Below are 21,910 nucleotides of genomic sequence, written 5' to 3' on the forward strand. Positions count from 1 at the left end.
ATTCAAGCTAGTTCAGTTGATCAAATCAGCATTGGGCTCCAACATCTCTTCTACTTGCTTATGCTTCTTCCGTCTACGAACGGGTCGGATAGAACGAATACTAATCCATAATGAGCCGATAATGACAACGGTATAGACAAGAACGAACTCAACCCACAGTTGTATTGGAGCTTCTGTATTAATGGATGACCCTCTCACATAGAACACAGACTCAGAAAATTCAGGCTGGAACAAACTTAACATCGCTCCCGCAGGATTCAACCCTAATATAAAACCTACCCATGAATAGGCAGGAGACGAAACTGCACCACTATAATTACGTTGCCACATACTAATAAGGAATATATATAGAAGTCCTGTAATAAGAAAAATAAAGATGCCCACACTGTACGTAACAATGATCGAAATAATCGTCCGTTTAAATATCGTAGAGAACATGATTCCAAGTGATCCTAACAACAACATGATAAATAAATAGAATAGGAATAATGCTATTAACTGCCTTGGTGAAATTCCCCCAAACAAAAATACGATACTATAGACCGGCAAAGTTGCAATCACGATCAAAGCCATAAAGCTTAGTGAGGATAACAGCTTACTTAGAATAATCGTCGTTGAGCTCTGCTGTGTTGTAAGTAACATACTTAAGGTTTGCTTTTCACGTTCGCTACTGATTACCCCGGCAGTCAGAGCAGGTGCCATGAAGGCAATCATCAACAATTGTGCGAAACTCAGCACATAGAACATCATCTGACTCATACCCGAATTAAACTGTTGATTTCCACCGTTACCATTATCCAAGTACATCGTCATATAAATGAAGCCCATGGCTATGAATCCCAATGCTAATATGTACAGCATCACAGATAACATTGAACGAGAGGTCCGCATACGGAGTCTAAATTCCTTATCAAGTACGGGATTGATCCATTTCTTACTCCAATTCATTGTCCCATCCCCCCTTTGGTAATCTCCAAGAAGACATCTTCTAAGTTGGTCTGAGCCTCATGGTAAGAGAGAACTGGAAATCCCCAAGATATCATTTGTTGAAGTAGATGCGCTTGCTCCTGTTCCCCTCCATTGAAATGAACATGTACTCCTGTATTGTCGCCAAGTACGCCACTTACGTAAGGCTCATCACGAAGTCGTGCTGCTAACTCCTCTTCTCTTGCCATAGTGCGGATATGCAATATTTTCTTGACGCGCAGGCGGCTTTGAATATCTGCAACTTTCCCTTGAGCTATCATCACACCATGTTCAATAACTCCAATCTCATCCACCATTTCTGCAAGTTCTGGAAGGATATGCGAAGAAATAATGATGGTCTTCCCCATTGATTTTAATTCTTTCAATATTTCCCTCATCTCAATACGTGCACGAGGATCAAGACCCGAAGCCGGTTCATCAAGAATCAACACTTCAGGATCATGAACTAAACATCGAGCTAGACAAAGACGTTGCTTCATCCCCCTTGAAAGGCTATCGACATAACTATCAGCCTTATCACTCAGGTTCACTAGATCTAACAATTGTGGAATAAGCTTCTCCCGTTCATTACGAGGAATATGATAACTAGCACCATAAAAGTGTAAATATTCTGTCGTCTTTAATTGATCATATACTCCAAAGAAATCAGGCATATACCCAATTTTCTTCCGTACTTCCTTAGGGTATTCCGTTACTTCATAGCCATCTACTTTAGCCGTTCCTGAACTTGGTAACACCAATGTTGCTAGAATCGACATCGTAGTTGATTTACCCGCACCATTCGGACCTACGAAACCGAATACCGTTCCTTTCGGAATGGTGAGATTGATATCTTTCAATGCATCGAAATTACCGTATCGTTTACTAAGATGTGAGATTTCAATCATGGTTTCACCTTTCCTTTCAGTCTTACGTCCGGCAGAGCAAACGTCGTCTCATTCTGAACAGTTACCGTCATTCTCAACATCTTACCATTCAGTAAATATTGTTCTACATTCGAATGAATCGTGAATCCACTACTTTGCCAAACAACAACTTCCCATTCTAGGTTGTTCTCGTTCCAAATTTTGAAATCCGTATTCTGCCCAGGATTCGTTCCACGTAAAGTTAGTTCTTCATAAACTCCATCCTGATCTAGTCGTGGTAATTCATATTCAAATGAAGCCGTCCCTTGTGACATATTGATCAACCCGTTCGAATCCTGATTCCACGAACCAGCACTTACTTGCGTCATCGTCGGCACGACATAACCAAATGGAATATTGATCACATCATTTTGAATTAAATTCATCGTTACAGGCTGTGTCCATAAATTCAATTGATTACTGGAAATGGCTTTCCCTTTATGCGTATACGTTAAGATCGGATCTTCACTCCATGCAATAACGTACGATCCTTGCTGAGCCCAAGATGCATACTGCGCATAATTCATTAATAATTCACGCTCACGATTGAAATTATCGCGATTATTGTTCGAATAAGGAAATAGTAGAGACCCAAGATTCCCCCCAAATATGTTCATGTTCTTTCCTGACATTGTTGGAAGGATGCTACTTTTCTCGTTCTTACCTAGATCCCCAAGCTCATACACCTTTCCTCCAATGACCAGTACAACTTTCGTTAGATCACTCGTCGTTTCGTTAACTACCTGTCCATTAATATTTCCTTGGTCGTCAAGAGATACAGTTACGTTCAATTGTCCAACCTGTCTATTGTCACTCTGCTGTACCCAAAGTTTAGCAAGCGACCACTGTGGCATATTCAATAGATCCACCTTAGTCTCTTGACTACCAACTTCTATAAAACTATTATTCGCTCCATCTCCTCCAAATCCACCACTGTCACGTTGAAGTCTTACGTATGAATTACTAGGTAATTCAAGGGTATAATCTCCACTACTTGGTGTGAAGAAGGCCGTTGCACTCGTCGTAGTCGAACTACCTCGCCCATTCAATTCAAGTATATTCAGCGTATGAGCCAGTTCCTTGGTCTTATCCGCCGATCCTACGGTGTATACTGTTCCGCTCGCTATAATAGCAATTAGTGGTATGATCCACCAAGCCCATTCTCGCTTATCTACCTTTCTTAATATCCAATACAGCACCGGTGCAACCACCACCACATAAATCAATAGCATCCAGACTAATCCACTGAAGCTAGGCATGTTGAGATTAGGAAAATAATTAAGTACATATCCAAGATTATTCAAAGTGTTCTCCCGAGACATCATGCCATTTTGATTCATTAAGGGGAGTTCTGTTTTCAAAAGATAAGACCATACTTTAGGATGTCCATTCCATGAAGCTATGGGCATCATAGCTAGATCATAAGCTGCATAAAGGACGTTACCTTGCTCCATTTGACGTGTAGCAAATAGTGGTTTATTGCCCGCGCGATACAAAACCTCACTATCCTCTAGTACTTGTGCGCTAGATAACGTAAATTCCCCTTCTAAGTTGAGTGGTTTAGCACCAAGTGCAGCTAATTCCGGTAGTGTGGATACTGAGAATGTTCCCTCATATTGTACTGGGGATATATCTGCAAATGCTGCCGCGGTCTTTGAATACCCCGCTCCACCAGCAAGTACTAACGTACCTCCCGATTTCACCCATCCCGAGATTCCGTTGATCTGTGACTTGCTCAATGTATCCGATGAGAATCGATTCATGACCAACACATCCAGACCATTAAGTAACATAGAATCCTCTGGAATGCTAGTGGATTGCATTGGAATGACATTGAGGTCATATCCATCAGCACGAAGAACATTCATGAAATTCATCGTATCCGGATCATCCGACAATACCCCAATGATTGCACCATTTACGGGCATGCTCTCAATATAAGATTTCCCTGATGCAAAGGGTATGTTCTTCCCCTTTTTAACGGAGTCTTTAAAGAACCTAATCTGATTATTATCCTTGTTATATACCGTTCCTGGTATTCCAATCGTGACTTCTTTAGGTGTATTCCGAGGCAATTCCACATGTTGCACATAGGATGCAGCCCCTGAATAACGGTCCGCGCCTTGAATTACAATATCCCCCGAAATGTCGGTGTCACTTGTTAGTATAATTTTCACTGGATTCCACATGCCATTCTTCATCTTCCCGTTGTAACCAAGTTCCGTCTTGATTGTGATCGATGGTCCATCTGCATGAACCGCGTTTGGAATCATCCACACCTGAAGAAGAACGGCTAGTACTAGAATCGGTAGAATCAACTTTCTTGTATAGCTAGAATGAATAAACAAGATCTTAACTTCCCCTCTCTCTTATAAAGAACTTTCTCTACTTAAAATTCTCTCCTTAAAAACTATTGACGTGATGAGTGAGTAAAAAGTTTACAATTACATTCAAAAGAATCTCCTTAATAAATAACTTTAAAGGACATATATGTATATTAACACAGAAATCCCGCTCCATTAGGGCGGGATTTCTATGTTAATATAGCAATTCACTTATTTAATCGAAGACCACCGTTTTATTCTCATGAAGAAGCTGATTAAGCTTCTCTACCAGATCGATGAGCTCTAGCGGGTTATTAATCGTATAATGCGGAATTTCAAGATCATCTGCCGGCAATTTCGGATATCGTGGCGTCCAGCTTAAGAATACGCTCGTGATTCCCATTTGATTGGCCCCTCTTACGTCCCTACTTAGGTTATTGCCTACCATAATAATTCTGGAGCAGTCTCGTTCATTGAGATCCATCGCACCAATCGCTGCCTTGAACATACGTGGACTTGGCTTGGAGGCTTTAATCGTCTCCGAATAGATCATCGCTTCAAAATAATCATACAAACCGTTCTGAGTTAAAATGTTTTTAAAGGATTGTGCAGTACCATCGGCTACGATAGCCAGCCTGTACCCCATTTCGGCGAGTGTCTTGACCATCATGTCGGCTCCAGGAATGACGTTTGCATAAATGACCGTACCCTCTTCATCACGTATTTCGGTCCCCTCGTCGATAATTGTATCTCCGCAATCCAAAAAGATGATTAAGTCCTTTTGCTCCGTATTATCCATATTTTCAATAGATTTCTGATTCATTCGTAACACCCCTTAGCTTTAATTCTTCAGAATAATGACAGGCCGCAAAATGGTTATTGTCAACTTCACGAAGTTCCGGTACTTCCTGCACACATTTGTCGGTTCGATAAGAGCATCTAGGATGAAAATGACACCCACTTGGAGGATTGGCCGGGTTTGGCACTTCTCCTTCTAATATAATTCTATTCTTTTTCTGATTAGGATCAGGCTGGAGTACGGCAGACATAAGAGCCTCCGTATAGGGATGCTTGGGCTGCTCAAACAACGATTCCGTGGATGCCAATTCTACGATTCTTCCGAGGTGCATGACCGCTACCCTATCGGATATATTCTGAACGATCGATAGATCATGAGAGATAAAAATATATGTTATTTTATACTGCTCCTGTAAATCCTTCAAGAGATTAATGATTTGTGCTTGAATCGAAACATCCAATGCAGATACCGCTTCATCACACACGATCAGCCTTGGCTGGGTTATAAGTGCTCGCGCAATAGCGATACGTTGTCTTTGCCCTCCAGAGAAGGCATGAGGATAGCGTCCAAGATAACTAACATTTAATCCTGTTTTCTCCGCGATCGCTGTAACCTTATCTTCCAATTCTGATTTATTTAATTTAAAGTTGGCCATTAGCGGTTCGGAAATGATATCAAATACGCTCATTCGTGGACTCAGCGATGAATAGGGATCTTGAAAGATCATTTGAATATCTTTTCTATATATTTTGGATTCTTTCCCTTTCAATTTTAGAAAATCTACTTTCTCTCCACCTTCGGTATGATAAACTGCCTCTCCAGAGGAAGCATTCATCCCCTTTACGATACACCGACCTAATGTCGTTTTTCCGCAGCCCGACTCCCCTACAATACTCAAGGTTTCGCCTTCAACCAGCTCAAATGAAATATTGTTTAACACCTGAACGGGAGATGGCTTACGGAATATAGCCGTCTTTGATTTCACTTGGAAATACTTGTTGAGTTTGATAACATCTAGTATTGGTTTGCTCATTGTCATTCTCCTTCAGGCTGATCGGGATATAGGAAGCATCTGACCATATGATTATCGGATATGCTGGTTTTTGGTACTAGCTGCACATTGCATACTCCTTCAATCCGATCATTGCAGCGATCGTAAAATCCACACATAGGCGGCATATTAATAGGAACTGGTACAGATCCATCTATTGAATCCAATCGTTTCCTTTTATTACCACCCAATCTTGGCATCGATTTGAGTAGGCCCTTCGTATAAGGATGCTTAGGGTTACGGAAAATTTCCTTCACTGGTGCTTGCTCGACGATCTTACCAAGATACATAACCGCGACTTCATCACACATTTCTGCTATGATGCCAAGATCATGTGTTACAAGCAGAATGGCCATTCCCAACTCCTGCTGGAGCGACTTCATTAATTCTAGTACTTGGGCTTGAATCGTCACATCTAACGCCGTTGTCGGCTCATCGGCGATTAATATTTCCGGGCTACAGGATAATGCCATTGCTATCATCGCCCGTTGACGCATACCTCCCGAAAACTCATGCGGATATTGGTCAAATCGCTTCTCCTCATCCGATATGCCAACCTTTCTCAGCATTTCAAGTGCAATCTTCTTTGCTTCTTTTTTGTTCTTCGTGCGGTGAATCAAGATCGCCTCCATGATCTGATTCCCAATGGTATACATCGGCGAGAAAGCCGTCATGGGCTCTTGAAAGATCATGGCGATTTTCCTGCCTCGAATCGAACGAATTTGTTTGCCTCTTGGATCCAAAGACAATAGATCTACATGGTTCAACGACCTTTCCGAAGAGGGTTGGTATACAATACTTCCTGTTGTTTCACACTCCTTCGGATTGATGCTGATAATCGACCTGCTTGTCAAACTTTTCCCGCAGCCTGATTCACCCACTAGACCCAATGTTTTTCCCTTTTTTATTTCAAAATCAACCCCATCTACCGCATTCATAACTCCGTTATCCATTTTTATTCTAATGTTAAGATTTTGAACAGACAGAAGGGGCAGTTCGATTTGAGCCCTTTGAGATGTCATAATATTACCCCCCATTTGCCTTAGATTTAATGACTTATTTCTTGTATGGATCGGCAGCATCACGTAATCCATCACCAAGAAAGTTAAATGTTAATACTGTTAAAATCACGACACCTAGTGGAATCAGCTTCCAAGGGTACAACGCAACATTCTCAATCTGTTGGGCTTCTTGTAGCAATACACCCCAACTGGTAGCCGGCGAACGAACCCCTAGTCCAAGAAAACTCATAGCGGTCTCGCTAAGTATCATGCTGGGAATGGCTAAAGTGGTAGACACAACTAAATAACTGATGAACCCGGGTATGAGATGCTTTACAATAATCTTTATATCGCCCACGCCTGCAATTTTCGCAGCCAGGACATAATCTTCGTTTTTCAACGAAATGAACTTCCCCCTAACCACCCTTGCTAGATCCGTCCACCCGATAAGGGCGAATATAATAACGATATAAAAGTACATCGTAACTACGGGTATTCTCGCAGGCATTGCAGCGGATAATGCCATCCATAACGGCAATGACGGAAACGAGCGTATAATTTCAATAATCCGTTGTATCAATGAATCCAACCAGCCTCCGAAATATCCAGATACTCCGCCTATAACTAAGCCCAACACGAGGCTGATGGCAACTCCGACAAGCGGAATACTAAGAGATATTTGACTGCCCAATACAATTCGAGAAAATAAATCTCTGCCCATTCCATCTGTACCTAGCAGGAATAAACGTCCAGGCTGTTCTACTCCAAATAAATGTGTTGTCGTTGGAATCAACCCAAGAAATTTATACTCTTCACCTTGAGTGAAGAACTGTAGCGTATATCGTTTCTCCATATTCGGCACAAATATTTTACGCATCGTCTCCGGATCTCTTTCTGAGTTCAGCTCATATACAAACGGTTTCAGATGAAAATTATTATCCGCATCCACGAATCTTAGCATCATGGGCGGCGCATTTACGTATTTACTGTCATAGCTTTGTAGCCCATATGGAGCTATGAACTGAGCGAATAGTGCACCAAGATAAAGAGCGGCAAGAACAATCAAGCTGATACGTGCCAATTTATGCTTCTTGAACCTCAGGTACATGAGCCGCCATTGCGAGCTGTAGTTGGCATCCTTGATTTTGGCTGGATTGATGGTATCCGTTGTCTGTCTTCTGAATGCGGGAAATGTTCTCATCATTAGCTTCCTCTAAATTCTGTACGAATTTTTGGATCAAGCCATGCTAGTAAAATATCTGAAATCAAGGTCCCTAAGACAGTTAATAGAGCCATAAACAATAACCACGTACCAGCCAGATACATGTCTTGTCCTAATAAAGCATTATGCATAACGGGACCCTGAATCGGCAGATTCAATACGATCGCGGTAATAGTTGACCCTGTAAATATAGTGGAAAGCGACCACCCCAACGTACTGACGATCGGGTTTAAAGCAGCTCGCGTCGGATATTTAAGCAATATCTTCATTTCTGACAACCCCTTGGATCTAGCCGTTACCACATAAGGTTTATTCAGCTCATCCAGCATTTGCCCTCTCATCACGCGAATCAGATCCGCCGTGCCCGCAAGTCCGATAACAATAACAGGAATGATCATATGTTTCATGAGGTCAATTGCCTTGTCTACTGACCATGGGGCATTCACATATTCACTTGAGAATAAACCTAGTAAAGGATCGCCAAACCACGTGTAGGATAGATACATTAATATGATGGCGAGTAAAAAGTTAGGCGTTGCCATTCCTAGAAAACTCAATCCGGAGAAGAAATAATCACCTATAGAATATTGTTTGACAGCAGTATATATACCGACTGGAATGGCTACAGCATACTGAAATACCATCGTCACCAGTGATACAACGAGCGTCAAGCCCATGTATTGTTCAATGACTGCCGTTACAGGTTTGTTGTAGTTAAATGAAAAACCAAAGTCACCATGCAAAATGATACCTTTCATCCATACAAAATATTGTTCATAAATCGGACGATCTAAACCTAAATTCACTCTCATTTCATCCATATCTTCCTGTGTCATAACGTCCCCTGCTACCGACATTTGAGCCGAATAAGTAGAAACATAATCGCCTGGCGGAAGCTGAATGATATAAAATACGATGATTGAAATAAAAAACACAACGGGTATCACCATTAGAATTCTTTTCAATATATATTGAAACATTCCTTATCCTTCCCTCTCCGCAACCATTCGTAGATATGATGAAGGCAATAAAAGGGTAGAATTCATACCCTTTTATTGCCTTCTCTATCCTGTGTGTAGTTATTACTTAATGAAGAATTGTGACGGATGAGCCTGACCTAGCGATCGGAATTCATCGGCAAACACAGCATCCGTCGGTACGTTACGGAGCTTATTGGATGCTACAACCAAATTTGGTGTAGGTCCTGCGTAACCGATGATCCATTGATTTTTCTGGTGAAGTTTAATAATTTCATGCCCCATTCGATTGATTTCGTCGGCATCTTTACTCGCTTTGACCTTGTCCCAATATTCTAGAATCTTGGCCACGTCACCTTCAGGTTTAATCCCTTCTGTGCCTCCCGAAGATGTATACAAGCCGTAATGTCCCATCCATGGAGTAAGAACGCGAAGCGGTACAAGTGTATCTGGACGGAATGCCACATTAACAACTCCAATACTCTCCGCAGTAGCCTGTATCTGATTCGAGTACTTTAATTCTTGATGGGTACCTGCATCTACTACCTTTAGGTTTGTTTTGATTCCCAATTCCTCGTAGTATTTCTTCAACAGTTCTAGGAAAGACGCAGTTTCGGTGCTGGGCTCAGTAATCGTCATTACTAATTCTGATCCATCCTCAAATAGACGGAAATTTTCTTTATCTCTTTTCGTTAATCCAATTTCGTCAAGTAGCTGATTCGCGTGCTCCGGATCATATTCAGCCCATTGATTCGCCCAACCTTCTTGATAACCTATTAATTCTTCTGGAACGGAGGCCTGTATAGGCTCAGCAATGCCGTTCGTAACGATCTCAGTAATTTCCACACGGTCTACCCCTACGGAAAGTGCTTCTCTGAATCGAATATCTTGGAACAATTTACGAAGGTTAGGTTCCGTTGTAGTCTGATTCAATTGAATTCCTAAGCTTGACCATGCCGCAGTTGTCCAAGGAATGACCCGGAAATCCCCTTTTTGCTCATTTTCCTTCAACACGGTGAAATCTTTGGCACCAAATGAGACTAAATTAAAATCTCCTGCTAAGGTGCCCAGTACGGATTGACTTGGATCTTGAATTTTCGTTGCAACGATGCGATCAATATAAGGAAGCTGTTTACCCTCTGTATCTGTTTTCCAGAAATAAGGGTTACGTTCCATGATGAACTGTTCGCTATTAGGGTCATTACTAGCTACCCATGCGCGAAGTGTAGGTATTTGCGGATATATCCAATAATAATAGCCCGTTTCCTTTAAGAAGGATGTCGTATCCTCGAAGCCCCATTCTTTTGCGATCTCGAGCGCTTTCTCTTCGCCTATAAACTCCGGCAAAATAGTTTTCTGGAAATGTGCCGGCGCGAAGAACCACTTATTATCAATTGCAACACGCTCCAGGAACTGCACGCTCGGATATTTATGAGTGACCGTAAAGGTGTAATCGTCAACCTTCTTCACTTCAGCCAACGCCTTCTCGCCTGTTACTGGATCAACCGAATAGTACGCATCATATATGGCTTTCCCGAAAGTTTCTTTCGTTAGCATATGCTCCCAATAAAAAAGGACATCATCAGATGTAAATGGCATACCGTCAGACCATTTCATGCCTTCTCTTAATTGGATGGTGAATACCGTAGAATCAGCATTGACCTCATAGCTCTTGGCCACGTTAGGCTCAACCTTGCTGCCGTCTTGGTTAAATCGGAAGAGCGCTTCCTCTGTCGGTTGACCAACAGACCAACGGTCGCTGGGTCCCGTCCATGGCATTGTCCAATCACCACCATATTGCCCGATCTCTTCTACAACCTCTTGCACCATGATATCTGAAGAAGTAGGCATACGCTCAGCCAAAGCCGGTAGTGTGCCTGCGCTAACAAGCGATTCCAGCATCGGAGCTTCTTTAGAAATCGTACCCGTGGTAGAGACAGATGTCTCCTTAGCGATCGTGGTCTCTGTTGGGTTCTCGACTATGTTGGTTTCAGCAGAGTTACTTTCACAACCTGCAACAATAACGGCAAAGATGATCAACATAACATAAAGAAACTTCGGCTTCATCAAATTAACTCCTCCATACAATATTCTCTCTTTCAACTATTAGTATAGTTGTAGATTGTAAAACAGGGCTTAGATCCATGTAAAGAATATGTTGACCCATTTTACAATCAAATATTGGGAGTACGGCTGATAAGGCACATTAACATAATATACAAAAAGAGGCATCTCGCTCCAACGGAACGAAATGCCTCTTTTTGTATATTATGAATCTCTGGATCTACCAATGTACTAAATACAATATCAAATACAGTAACCTTTACATTGGAGAGTTCTTTACCTATGCAAGCTGACTGATCGGCCCCTAATCCTGAGGAAATGACCAGACATAGCTATTCACTTATTTAACCGAAGACCACCGTTTTATTCTCATGAACTAGAATACGATCTTCAATATGCCATTTCACAGCTCTAGCAAGAACTACACGCTCTATCGTCCGACCAATTCTCTTCAATTCTCTCACGTCATCACGATGACTCACTCGCTGTACGTCCTGCTCAATGATCGGTCCGCCATCAAGCTCTTCTGTCACATAATGTGCAGTTGCTCCAATGATCTTCACACCACGTTGATAGGCTTGTGCATAAGGTTTCCCTCCAACAAAAGCAGGCAAGAAAGAGTGATGAATATTAATAATCCGATTTTGATATTGTTGAATAAACGTTGGTGAAATAATCTGCATATATCGTGCAAGAATAATGACATCAATATGATCGCCCACCACTTCAAGTTGCCGTTTCTCTGCTTCTTTCTTCGTATCTGCCGTTACTGGAATATGATGATAAGGTATGCCGAAAGACTCCACATAGTCCTTCATGTCTGGATGATTACTAACGACCATCGCAATTTCACCATCGAGATCTCCAGCCTGCCATTGCCATAGCAGTTCGACTAAACAATGGTCTTCTTTTGAAACAAAGATAGCAAGCTTCTTCTTACGACTTACATTATTAATTTTCCAATCCATTGCAAACTTTGAAGCTACCTCTTGAAATTTCTTTTTCAACTCAGCTATTCTCTGATCTAGGTTTGTCAGATCAAATTCGATACGCATGAAGAACATGCCACCCTCAGGATCCATCGTGTACTGATCAGATTGAACAATATTAGCTCCATGCTGATGAAGAAAATAGGACACTGCAGCAACAATACCCGGCCCATCTGGACATGATATGAGCATCCTTGCACGCTCTTTGTACGGATTCTCTGATAATGACAAGCTCTTATTGATATGCACTTCCATTGTATTTACAGACCTCGCTCTCTCCAATTTCGCTTTGTTATTCCTAAAGGTTCGTGAGGATATCTCGTCCAGCCAACCATGCTACAATACGATGGTTTACACCTTCTTCACTTAACTCTGGGAAAAGATTGTCTTGCATCACCATATCATATAGACGCTCTAATGGTTCACGAGGATCTGCCTTTTTGGCCTTCGCATCATTCTTCAGCAAGTTCCAAGTATCTAGAACAAATTCCCGAGAGTTAATTTGCTTCTTAGCGAAATAGGAATGAAGTTCATCCACCTGATTCAGAAACTCAGCTCCAAATCTTTCAGCCACATTTCCTCTCAACATGGCGATCTCAACTTCATACATCGGGCGTTGAGTTTTAGCATCTTTACCGATCCAAGGAGTCTCTAATATAAAAGGCAACCCTTGTAAACGTTCATGATGTACTATTCGGTTAATAGTATCGAATCCGATAAATCCACTTCCTACAGGAGTATGACGGTCCTTACTTGCTCCCCGTGGATTCTTGCTATCATTTAAATGAATTACTCCAATTCGGGATAGTCCAATAATCCGGTCAAACTCCTCTAGCACGCCATCTAAATCACCAACAATATCATATCCTGCATCATGAATATGGCAAGTATCTACACATATCGTTAGACGTTCATTATGTTTTACCTTATCAATAATTTGAGCTAGCTCCTCGAAGCTACGTCCGATTTCTGTTCCTTTGCCAGCCATTGTCTCTAAGGCAATGTTAACATCTGTCTCCTTCGTACCTTCGAGCACTTCATTTAATCCGTCAGCAATACGCTGAATACCAAAGTCAGCATCCTTGTCTGTATATGCACCAGGATGTAACACGATATTCTTCACACCAATAGCATGTGTACGACGAATTTCTTCCTGTAGAAAACTAACACCAAGCTCGAATATACTATCTTTGTACGAACCTAAATTAACAATGTAAGGTGCATGAACGACGATTTCCTCAACACCGTTCTTGTGCATCTGCTCCTTACCCTCTTCAAGATACATCGATTCCATCGGCTTACGGCGCGTATTCTGCGGTGCACCTGTATATATCATAAATGAACTAGAACCATAGTTATTTGCTTCATCTGCAGCACTTAGTAGACCCTTGCCCGAAAAAGACACATGAGAACCAATTTTCAACATGTTGTATCCCCCTTTATTACGAATAGCCTCTATTTTAACTTGAATAGCGAAAAAAATCTAGAAATGCGCTATAATCAAAATGTAATGGCTTAATTAGTGATTAATATCATTGAGGTGAACATATATGAATACCACACTTGTGGTCAATTTACTGTCAAGTAGCACTCCAAGCAGATGGTTCATGAACTCGATTGCCTTCTGGACCATTGTTATGGTCGGAGCGATGTGTATCGGGGGTTTCTTCATGTTCCGCAAGTTCCTGAAGGTGCTTCCCAAAGCCGATGGAAAATCTAAACTGGATTGGCAGAATTATTGGGTGGAGCGGAGTCGCCCTATGTGGACAGACGAATCGAAAGCTCTATTAAACACATTAGTTAGTCCCGTACCCTCCGCATTTCGAGATATAGCCAAACACTCCATTGCAGCCGAGATTGGTAAAATAGCCGTTGAAAGCAACGCAACCGAAGTAACAAGAGACCATTGCATCCGAGGGTACATTGTTGCCACGCCTGCACGCGATTATAAATTCCTGATGAAGTTCCTAACGAAGAATCAGATTGACTACAAGCCTTATGAACATCTGTTAAATAAATAACACTTGAAATGACAGTTACATTTGGGGAAATAGTGAAAACTAAGAGCTCTCCTATTATTAGATGTACTTCGGTCACCTACAATTAGCGCTGAAAGAAATTCGCTGAATTTAGGTGACCTTTTTGCAACTGTTGGTGATTTGTAGGTGACGGAAGGGGGAGTTTGTGATCATGAAGATTGCCATTTGTGGGGGAACGGGATTTATCGGAAAAGCGTTACAAGAACATTGGCTCAAAGAAGGCCATCACTTGATCATCATAACTCGAAAGATTCCTACACATACTACAACGATACAATCTCAAATAGAGCACATCACTTGGGACCAATTAGAACATCACCCGGAGTTACTAGAGAACGTGGATGCACTTGTTAACTTAGCCGGAGCATCTCTCAGCCAAAGATGGACAACGAAGGCCAAACAGCGGATTATCGAATCGCGTCTAAAGACAGTCTCAGCTGTCAGTAATTTAGTCTCCCAGTTGAAGAATAAACCCGCTGTCGTGATTCAGGCTTCTGCCATTGCTATCTATGGTACTTCAAATGATGGAATATTCGAAGAAACTTCACCAACGCGTGTAATGGACTTCCCATCAGGTGTTGTCCAACAATGGGAAGATGCAGCAGATACGATTCAGGACGTTCGATTAGTGAAACTGCGGGTAAGTGTCGTGCTTGGAAGCCATGGTGGTGCCTATCCGATGATGAAGCTTCCTTTTAGACTTGGAGTAGGCGGAAGAATAGGTAGTGGTCTGCAATGGATGTCATGGATCCATATCACCGATATGGTGAGATTAATTGATTTCTGCATCCTTCATCCAGATGTCGATGGACCTGTGAATGCAGCAGCACCAGAACCCGTCACGAACGACCAATTCGGCAGAACCGTCGCAGCTGTCTACCATCGCCCATATTGGTTTCCCATTCCAAGCTTTCTGCTAAAGGCAGTCGTTGGCGAATTATCGCTAATTCTACTACAAGGTCAGCGAGTAATCCCAAATAAAGCTCTTGAGCATGGATTTGAATTTACTTATCCAGAAATCAAAGATGCCCTTCAAGATCTGAAGTGATACGTATACTCCCCCCTAACAATCGTAAATATATCGCCATCATTGAGCGGATATTCTTTATAGGGAATCATTAACTCTTTATTTAGAATGGTGCCATTCTTCGATCCCAGATCTTTAATGACGTATCCCTCACTCCCTTTAGAGATTTCTACATGAGCCCTTGACGTACCAGGCATTTCTTCTACAAATTGGGCAACTTCTGCTGCTCTACCAATAATGAAGTGCGGGTGATTCAGTTCGATTACAACGGGGGGCAGCTTCCCTTGAGCAGAATCACTATGTATTAGTTCACCCTTAACTACTTGCCCTGTCTCTCTTCTTTCTAGGTAGGGGTTAGAGTGATGATTCGCCCCATTGTTTCCCTGAACTGTGCTTTTCTCGGGTTTCAACAAAACGGTTGCATTCACTCGAGGTGAAGATAATATTTCTGTTCTGTGACCAAGCTTGGCATAATAATCAGCCTCGACATCCCCATCACTAGAAAAGCCCACATCCTCTAGTTGATTTACATCATCTGTTTGCGTATGCTCAGTCTTTCGTGAATCTGGAAATACCCATCTTTCGCGCGATGGTTCCAATTCCTTATCCTTAGATGATGCCCTATCGAAGAAGCCTGTTAAACGTTCTACTTGAAATGATGCCCTTTTTCGGATCAAGCTAGATTCTCCTAATCCTCCTGAATCAAATAGAGCAACTGATTCTATTGAAGTATCCGTTCCCTTCATGGGCATCCGAATCTTTCCCTTCCAACCCATCCATGCGATAACTCCGAGCAGACCTGTGACGAATATACTTATAATTAGCATGCCTGTTCCTGGGTATGCCATATAAAGATATCGCCATGCTAAAGCACAAGCGACTAGACAACCCAAAGATACATATGTTGCCATGGGCCCTGGCTCATTTTCTTCATCTTCATCCATTAAATCGTTATCACGATAACGATCTATCTCAAATGAATCTGCAGACAAGCTCACTTTTCGTTCACAAGGTACACCCTCAGCCCTTTTAGGTACTGCTTGGGGGACTGGATCAGGCTGATGTAGCGTAGTAGAACGAGTTGGTATTGAAGTTCGATATAGAATCGAATTGGTTTTAGGAGTTGGATCAAGATCCGATCGATATAAATGAGATGGAGACATACTATTGTGAGTAGGCTTGAATGGCGAATTCTCTCCAGCCTTAGCTAACAAATTCAGAAGCAAACCTCTCATGCCGGACAACGCATACCCCTCAATACTCATATATTGAAGTAACGTTTGAATCCCGTTTCCTTGTAATTCAGATACTGATGTCATTAGTCTTGTGACCAACTGACTTAGTGATGACTGTAATAATTCTGTATTCTTCAATGATTGAATGGGGCAATACGTTAAATATAATTTCCCAATATGAAGAGGACCCTCCACAAATATATAATCTTCCTGAATAATATATTTATCCTGATCTAGCATATACGAAGTACTCTCTTCTAGCGCATCCACTAGTTGAAGTAGCAGAACATAGAATTCTTCCATTGTTAACTTTTCACTCTTGAGTAGATGTGTTAGCATCTTCTTATCTGTAATATCATACTGGAGACTCACCTTGAAGTTTATTTCCTTCAACCGAAGAGGTAATAGATGAGGAATCTTTGTCGCAGTAATCATGCTAGTCTGTACTCTGTTTAATTCAGATGAAGCAAGTCCCTCTCCGCTGTCCAGAATCATATAATTACCACCATTGTGGATGAAATCCTGTGTTAATCCAAACATTCTATTCACCCCTTTCTAATAAGGAATAGCGTAGATATACGCACAGATCATTGCTGGCACAACGGCAAGCATAAATGGAAAACGAATTTGCTCTTTGCTCCAATTCTTTAATATATCAATATCCTTTAGTAGAAAAAAACCTGCTATTCCACGCGCTACTTCTCGTAGACGGGATAGCGTCTCTCTTCGCCACAACAGAATCATAATCCCAATGAATCCCGCGAATAATATGGAATACAATAACGCCTGAATCGTGAATATCATTCCTGTCCAAGCACCAATTCCTCCGAATAGTTTGACATCTCCCGCTCCTACGGCCCCGATCCAATACATCACAAAGAGTATACTAAATCCAACCGCTAATCCTTTGCCAGCAAACAACGCTCCATTCCAGCCAGAAGCTACGACGTGATAGGTTATTCCACAAAGAATAGCAGGGATCGTCAGCTTGTTCGGTATCTTCATCGATTTAATATCAGTAATAAAGGCAGCCGCTACGAGCAGTCCGCATCCAACCAAAGCAATCTCCACATCTCTTCCTCATTTCCTATAAGTTGTTGTTCAAAAAGTCACCTTTTGATCACGAAGTATAAAATACTAATCTCGATCAATAACGGTAAACGTCACTTCCATGCGTTCTCCATCCTCTAATGTAATAATGAAGGGCCATGTTCCCGGTGTTGTATTGGTTCCAACAAACCATTCCCATTCGATATATCCGTTAGCATCTGCCTGACTCCATCCTAGATACTTGGCGGTACTCTCACCACTCTTATAAAAAACAGATAATTGCGCCATAGCATTCGGACCTACCTTTATCCTGACCTTAGCCTTCTTTCCGACAATGGCAGGATTCGGCTTCTCCAGTATTTGTATAGAAGATGCATTCTCTTCACCAACAGCCCCTCCAATTCCCTCCGAAGTATCTCCAATCCACAGACGTTCTTGTGCCTTTGCTTGTAATACAATTTCTTTATTGATAAAAGGTACCTTCACAGGTAACGCATAGCTGACTTCAATACCGAAATACGGATTTTCTCTAGTCTTCATATCAGGAAGATATATATTAGAAATATGAATCCGATCATAGCTTAAGTAATCACTTTGTATGAACGGCTTAAGTAGAGGCTTAACGACAGGATCAAGAACAGCCTCCGCCATATTATTCTTCACTTCCTGTAAAGGCTCATCTCCCTTTGTTGCAGCATCCATCATCCATTGTGATAACGGAGGAGGGAGGGAGTTGCTATACTGAGATACCCAATCTGTCACAGATAGCTTAGGTATGATCCAGTTCCCAGTTAATTGCGAGTCCTTATCTTCCTCTGATGGAACCTCTTTCTCTACCATTAAAGCAATAGGGTACATATGGGAAGACACCATCTTCACGGTATCGGATACGGTGCTTTGGAGCGCAGTGGATATCAATGTCATTTGAACAATATAGATTAGAAAAACAATGAAAAAGATAAAGAAGGGAAATACCAAAGCAGCTTCAAGTACGATACTACCTTTTTCATTCTTCAATCGATCAATAGGAAAAGTCCGCTTTCTTAGTAGCATAGTAACGGTTTCCTTCCACTTTATCTTCATTGTTTGCATTAGAACCGATCATTCTCATCACTCCCGGAAGAAACCACAGCCTCATACCGAACACAACTTCACCAGAGGAATAGGTCGCTCTCTCATTAGGATTAATTCCTGTATTAAACCGGATTAATGATAGCATTCTCGACATCTTCTTCTCATTATTACTATGAATAAAGAGGAACATTCTCAAGTAATCGCGGTAAGTCATCTCCACTTTTACATAGGCCGATAACTCAATTGATCCCTTGTGACACAGTTGAATCATATCTACGATAGCCATCTCAATCCCATACAATAATCCCGTAGCGAGAATTAATAAGGGATTTCCCAACTTACTACTCTTCACTAAACCTTCCATCGTTCGTATGGCTAGTCTCACTCCGAATATTTCTGCGTAAGCGGCAGATATATTGCCTACGGGATTATGAAAGCCATATAGAATATACTCTAACTCCTGATTATGGACACTTAGTTGCTCTACTAATTCATCTCCAATTGAACTATCCGGGTTACTTACGATATCTCCCAGACGAGTGATATCAAAATGATGAAAATAAAGCGCAGCATATTCATTCTGATAAAATTCATTTTGTAATCCTGACAACATGCCACTCATAGAACCATATAAATCATCCACATCGTCCATAGCTGATTTACTAGCATCGTAAGGATCACTATCCAGTTCAGCCCCTTGATATGATCCATCTACTGATTGTTTATTAAATGTAATACTTTCATCATAATATTGTTGTAGTGTACGATATTCTTCCATATATCCCTGTGCTTTCTCATTCAATCGATTAATACTTGATAATATGTTCGTTGCATCCTTCAATTTCGCCTTAGATTTCTTCTCCGTTAACTTGCGCTCCTTATCAGAGGAACGGTTCTCTTCTAACTTACCTAGTGCTGAATCAAGAATATTTCCCGCACCGGATGTTACATACTTCTGCATGTACTGGTCTACATTGTTCCTTGACTGAATAACAGTTGACTTCATTTGATCACTACTACCACTTTGGCCAAAAGCCATTCCCAATGCTGTATTAAAAGAAGTTATCCCACTATCTACTATCTGAAATTCCATAGTCTGATCTTCAATCCCCTGCTTGAGATCTTGCAACAACGTTTCGGAGAGGATTAAACTTTGAGTTTGTTCTCTAATTTTTCGAATGGCATCCGCATCTTCAGTACCTATGTCTGTACTTCCAGGGCTATCTTCACGTGATACATGGTCATATCCATCACCGACTGAGCGGTTCTCGGACTCCGCGATCACTTGTTTCATTTGTTCATTCATGTTGTATGCTTCCTCCCAAAGTTCAAGCGCTTGAGGTCCCATCTTCATATGATCTGAACGCGATGAACTTTGCTTATTAGATACATTAGACAACAAGCTCGAAGCCCCTTGATGATATCTACTAATTAAATCCGTAAGTATATTTATAATCTTATCCTCTTCATCTTCGTCGTCATTATCGTTATCCTCATCGTCATCACTATCACTATCACTATCACTATCACTATCACTGTCACTGTTGGTGTTATCTTGCCTGTTTTGTTTATCGGCGATTCTTTGCTCCAGCACGATTGCTGTGGCAACATAGTCATCATATTGAGCCGCAATATCAGCACCCGAATCGATGCTACCCCCTAATGATTGATTAGAGATGTGATTAGTAGCTTGAGTTATGATCAGATTGGGTATAGTTTCTACGCTTTTAGCAGTCTTTTTCTGCTTCGCTATCAGTTCATCTAATGCATCTTCTCGTTTGTCATACAGCTTCTGTAATTTTCTAAGTACATCCATCGTGTTCGAAGCTTCCTTCATGGATTGAGATAACGGTTTGAACTTATTCAATATTTCTAGCGTGAAATCAATAGGTGCCTTATATTTCATTTCTTCGCTAATTTGACGATTGAATACTTCGTATTCTCCGAGCATACGGTCCATCTGCAGTGAGGATGAATCTAATGTGAGATTAAGCAAAGAGAATGCATCTCCTCGGTCACCATGATCTATACTTCCATTCAATACCCCGGACATAATCTGATCTCCATTACTCTCTCCATAGGCGAATATTCCATATTCCTGCTGTAATTCTGGTTCATAAGCAGACATCACAGAGCGAACTGCAGACCGTACTAGTCGCTCACTTTGAACTTTCATTGCAGCAATTCGAGCGTAGTCAATAAACACAGCAACAAAACTAAATACAACGGCTAGAATCAAAATAAGAAAAATGGAGACTGAGCCCCTCTGATCTGCATGCCATTTACCAAACATGCCACTCCCCCTTTCTTCCTTTATTTACTCTTAGATCCGTACTTCTGCAATACTTGACCAGCGTCGCCCTTATTCGTAGCACTGCCACTAGCTCCTTTGAATTTGGCACCATAATATCTCATTAGATCTACCGTGCGAATGAATTCTACAGGTTCAACGATGATAGATTGTGCACTCACTTCTAATTCGGATCCACCCGATAATATCTGATCTAATGGAGGCAAGTTGATGAGCTGGTGTAATTCGCTACTCACTTTTCGCAATAACAGTTTATTCTCATAAGAAATCTTCCCGTTTATTTCACCTGTCACAAGTATGCTTACTTTGGATAGCTTCGCAGTTGGCAGCGATCCTGATATCTCACCTTCGGGTAGAGAAATAGACTCCTCATTACTAGCACCTGCCCAGCCGAACATCGTTCCCAGCATCCTATCATCTGTCAGTCTCCAATACAGCGAATCATATTGCCCCTGTTGAAAAGCCCCATCAGAGTATTCCTTATGGCTGTTATCCCAGCTATACGCTGATCTCTCTGTCGCAGCAGAAGCAACTTGTTGTAATATTGACTGTTGATAAATGTACATACAAAAGAACATGAGTATTATCGTCACCATTAATATGATAGGCATAACAAGGGAAGCCTCAAGCGTGAAGCTTCCCTCGTTGCCTTTGAGTTTATTTTTCATTAATAAAAGTTTCACTTTTTGCACTGACTTTCTTCAAAAGATTCTCAACAATTAATTTAAGTTGATCCCTAAAAACCACAGCAATCACAACGATTGCTGCAATGATCAAGATCATCTCCAACATTCCTAATCCCTCTTCCTCTTGCCAAAACCCCTTCACTTTCCCCCATACATTCGTTAACATGTC

Annotated in this window: 19 protein-coding genes; 2 read left to right on the forward strand and 17 right to left on the reverse strand. The window is 41.4% G+C overall.

The genetic code is table 11. The features are described from left to right. Positions 1-12: 12 nt before the first annotated feature. From AC1TO9_RS12250 to AC1TO9_RS12300, 11 genes are all read right to left on the reverse strand, one after another. Complete coding sequence (locus tag AC1TO9_RS12250) at positions 13-948, reverse strand: ABC transporter permease (protein WP_482059291.1); 936 nt, start codon at positions 946-948, stop codon at positions 13-15. After that, the gene (locus tag AC1TO9_RS12255) at positions 945-1,874 is read right to left on the reverse strand and encodes an ABC transporter ATP-binding protein (RefSeq protein WP_482059292.1); all 930 of its coding nucleotides are present in this window, start codon (positions 1,872-1,874) and stop codon (positions 945-947) included. Before AC1TO9_RS12255 ends, AC1TO9_RS12250 begins: the two co-directional genes overlap by 4 nt. Continuing rightward, positions 1,871-4,240 (reverse strand): hypothetical protein, encoded by a 2,370-nt coding sequence (locus AC1TO9_RS12260; protein ID WP_482059293.1) that lies wholly within the window; start codon positions 4,238-4,240, stop codon positions 1,871-1,873. The genes AC1TO9_RS12255 and AC1TO9_RS12260 overlap by 4 nt, the downstream gene beginning before the upstream one ends. A 211-nt stretch (positions 4,241-4,451) precedes the next feature. Next, the gene (locus AC1TO9_RS12265; RefSeq protein WP_482055360.1) at positions 4,452-5,039 is read right to left on the reverse strand and encodes an HAD family hydrolase; all 588 of its coding nucleotides are present in this window, start codon (positions 5,037-5,039) and stop codon (positions 4,452-4,454) included. Then, positions 5,020-6,048 (reverse strand): ABC transporter ATP-binding protein, encoded by a 1,029-nt coding sequence (locus AC1TO9_RS12270; RefSeq protein WP_482055359.1) that lies wholly within the window; start codon positions 6,046-6,048, stop codon positions 5,020-5,022. Before AC1TO9_RS12270 ends, AC1TO9_RS12265 begins: the two co-directional genes overlap by 20 nt. 2 nt (positions 6,049-6,050) lie before the next feature. Further along, entirely contained in the window at positions 6,051-7,088 is a 1,038-nt protein-coding gene (locus AC1TO9_RS12275; protein ID WP_482059294.1) for an ABC transporter ATP-binding protein, read from the reverse strand. A 34-nt stretch (positions 7,089-7,122) separates the two neighbouring features. After that, a complete protein-coding gene (locus tag AC1TO9_RS12280; protein WP_482055357.1) occupies positions 7,123-8,271 on the reverse strand; it encodes an ABC transporter permease in 1,149 nt (382 codons plus the stop codon). Continuing rightward, the gene (locus AC1TO9_RS12285) at positions 8,271-9,269 is read right to left on the reverse strand and encodes an ABC transporter permease (RefSeq protein ID WP_482059295.1); all 999 of its coding nucleotides are present in this window, start codon (positions 9,267-9,269) and stop codon (positions 8,271-8,273) included. The genes AC1TO9_RS12280 and AC1TO9_RS12285 overlap by 1 nt, the downstream gene beginning before the upstream one ends. Before the next feature lie 102 nt (positions 9,270-9,371). Beyond that, positions 9,372-11,333 (reverse strand): ABC transporter substrate-binding protein, encoded by a 1,962-nt coding sequence (locus tag AC1TO9_RS12290; RefSeq protein WP_482059296.1) that lies wholly within the window; start codon positions 11,331-11,333, stop codon positions 9,372-9,374. 341 nt (positions 11,334-11,674) lie between these two features. Further along, complete coding sequence (gene purU, locus AC1TO9_RS12295) at positions 11,675-12,574, reverse strand: formyltetrahydrofolate deformylase (protein ID WP_482055354.1); 900 nt, start codon at positions 12,572-12,574, stop codon at positions 11,675-11,677. Between the two features lie 43 nt (positions 12,575-12,617). After that, entirely contained in the window at positions 12,618-13,745 is a 1,128-nt protein-coding gene (locus tag AC1TO9_RS12300; protein ID WP_482055353.1) for a deoxyribonuclease IV, read from the reverse strand. 124 nt (positions 13,746-13,869) lie between these two features. Here AC1TO9_RS12300 and AC1TO9_RS12305 point away from each other — a divergent pair, with 124 nt between their 5' ends. Both AC1TO9_RS12305 and AC1TO9_RS12310 read left to right on the forward strand, forming a co-directional pair. After that, positions 13,870-14,340, forward strand: a complete 471-nt coding sequence (locus AC1TO9_RS12305) for a DUF2621 domain-containing protein (RefSeq protein WP_482055352.1) — start codon at positions 13,870-13,872, stop codon at positions 14,338-14,340. 169 nt (positions 14,341-14,509) lie between these two features. Further along, positions 14,510-15,406, forward strand: coding sequence for a TIGR01777 family oxidoreductase (locus AC1TO9_RS12310; protein ID WP_482059297.1), 897 nt, complete (start codon positions 14,510-14,512; stop codon positions 15,404-15,406). Here AC1TO9_RS12310 and AC1TO9_RS12315 read toward each other — a convergent pair. The 6 genes from AC1TO9_RS12315 to AC1TO9_RS12340 form a co-directional block, all read right to left on the reverse strand. Continuing rightward, positions 15,391-17,160 (reverse strand): DUF6382 domain-containing protein, encoded by a 1,770-nt coding sequence (locus AC1TO9_RS12315; RefSeq protein WP_482059298.1) that lies wholly within the window; start codon positions 17,158-17,160, stop codon positions 15,391-15,393. The genes AC1TO9_RS12310 and AC1TO9_RS12315 overlap by 16 nt on opposite strands. 15 nt (positions 17,161-17,175) lie before the next feature. Then, positions 17,176-17,691 (reverse strand): A24 family peptidase, encoded by a 516-nt coding sequence (locus AC1TO9_RS12320; RefSeq protein WP_482059299.1) that lies wholly within the window; start codon positions 17,689-17,691, stop codon positions 17,176-17,178. A 66-nt stretch (positions 17,692-17,757) separates the two neighbouring features. Further along, entirely contained in the window at positions 17,758-18,723 is a 966-nt protein-coding gene (locus AC1TO9_RS12325; RefSeq protein ID WP_482059300.1) for a pilus assembly protein, read from the reverse strand. Next, entirely contained in the window at positions 18,692-21,037 is a 2,346-nt protein-coding gene (locus AC1TO9_RS12330) for a hypothetical protein (protein ID WP_482059301.1), read from the reverse strand. Before AC1TO9_RS12330 ends, AC1TO9_RS12325 begins: the two co-directional genes overlap by 32 nt. A gap of 20 nt (positions 21,038-21,057) precedes the next feature. Further along, complete coding sequence (locus AC1TO9_RS12335) at positions 21,058-21,723, reverse strand: TadE/TadG family type IV pilus assembly protein (RefSeq protein ID WP_482059302.1); 666 nt, start codon at positions 21,721-21,723, stop codon at positions 21,058-21,060. Beyond that, a complete protein-coding gene (locus AC1TO9_RS12340) occupies positions 21,713-21,907 on the reverse strand; it encodes a Flp1 family type IVb pilin (RefSeq protein ID WP_482055345.1) in 195 nt (64 codons plus the stop codon). Before AC1TO9_RS12340 ends, AC1TO9_RS12335 begins: the two co-directional genes overlap by 11 nt. Positions 21,908-21,910 lie beyond the last annotated feature (3 nt).

This window comes from Paenibacillus sp. Y916 (assembly GCF_056786435.1).

What these genes read in the sequence shown, in the direction of transcription:
- AC1TO9_RS12325 (WP_482059300.1), bottom strand. Translation starts at nt 18,723, where the DNA reads ATGCTACTAAGAAAGCGGACTTTTCCTATTGATCGATTGAAGAATGAA.
- AC1TO9_RS12335 (WP_482059302.1), bottom strand. Translation starts at nt 21,723, where the DNA reads ATGAAAAATAAACTCAAAGGCAACGAGGGAAGCTTCACGCTTGAGGCT.
- AC1TO9_RS12300 (WP_482055353.1), bottom strand. Translation starts at nt 13,745, where the DNA reads ATGTTGAAAATTGGTTCTCATGTGTCTTTTTCGGGCAAGGGTCTACTA.
- AC1TO9_RS12270 (WP_482055359.1), bottom strand. Translation starts at nt 6,048, where the DNA reads ATGAGCAAACCAATACTAGATGTTATCAAACTCAACAAGTATTTCCAA.
- AC1TO9_RS12265 (WP_482055360.1), bottom strand. Translation starts at nt 5,039, where the DNA reads ATGAATCAGAAATCTATTGAAAATATGGATAATACGGAGCAAAAGGAC.
- AC1TO9_RS12280 (WP_482055357.1), bottom strand. Translation starts at nt 8,271, where the DNA reads ATGATGAGAACATTTCCCGCATTCAGAAGACAGACAACGGATACCATC.
- purU (WP_482055354.1), bottom strand. Translation starts at nt 12,574, where the DNA reads ATGGAAGTGCATATCAATAAGAGCTTGTCATTATCAGAGAATCCGTAC.
- AC1TO9_RS12315 (WP_482059298.1), bottom strand. Translation starts at nt 17,160, where the DNA reads ATGTTTGGATTAACACAGGATTTCATCCACAATGGTGGTAATTATATG.
- AC1TO9_RS12250 (WP_482059291.1), bottom strand. Translation starts at nt 948, where the DNA reads ATGAATTGGAGTAAGAAATGGATCAATCCCGTACTTGATAAGGAATTT.
- AC1TO9_RS12275 (WP_482059294.1), bottom strand. Translation starts at nt 7,088, where the DNA reads ATGACATCTCAAAGGGCTCAAATCGAACTGCCCCTTCTGTCTGTTCAA.
- AC1TO9_RS12330 (WP_482059301.1), bottom strand. Translation starts at nt 21,037, where the DNA reads ATGTTTGGTAAATGGCATGCAGATCAGAGGGGCTCAGTCTCCATTTTT.
- AC1TO9_RS12285 (WP_482059295.1), bottom strand. Translation starts at nt 9,269, where the DNA reads ATGTTTCAATATATATTGAAAAGAATTCTAATGGTGATACCCGTTGTG.
- AC1TO9_RS12340 (WP_482055345.1), bottom strand. Translation starts at nt 21,907, where the DNA reads ATGTTAACGAATGTATGGGGGAAAGTGAAGGGGTTTTGGCAAGAGGAA.
- AC1TO9_RS12290 (WP_482059296.1), bottom strand. Translation starts at nt 11,333, where the DNA reads ATGAAGCCGAAGTTTCTTTATGTTATGTTGATCATCTTTGCCGTTATT.
- AC1TO9_RS12305 (WP_482055352.1), top strand. Translation starts at nt 13,870, where the DNA reads ATGAATACCACACTTGTGGTCAATTTACTGTCAAGTAGCACTCCAAGC.
- AC1TO9_RS12255 (WP_482059292.1), bottom strand. Translation starts at nt 1,874, where the DNA reads ATGATTGAAATCTCACATCTTAGTAAACGATACGGTAATTTCGATGCA.
- AC1TO9_RS12310 (WP_482059297.1), top strand. Translation starts at nt 14,510, where the DNA reads ATGAAGATTGCCATTTGTGGGGGAACGGGATTTATCGGAAAAGCGTTA.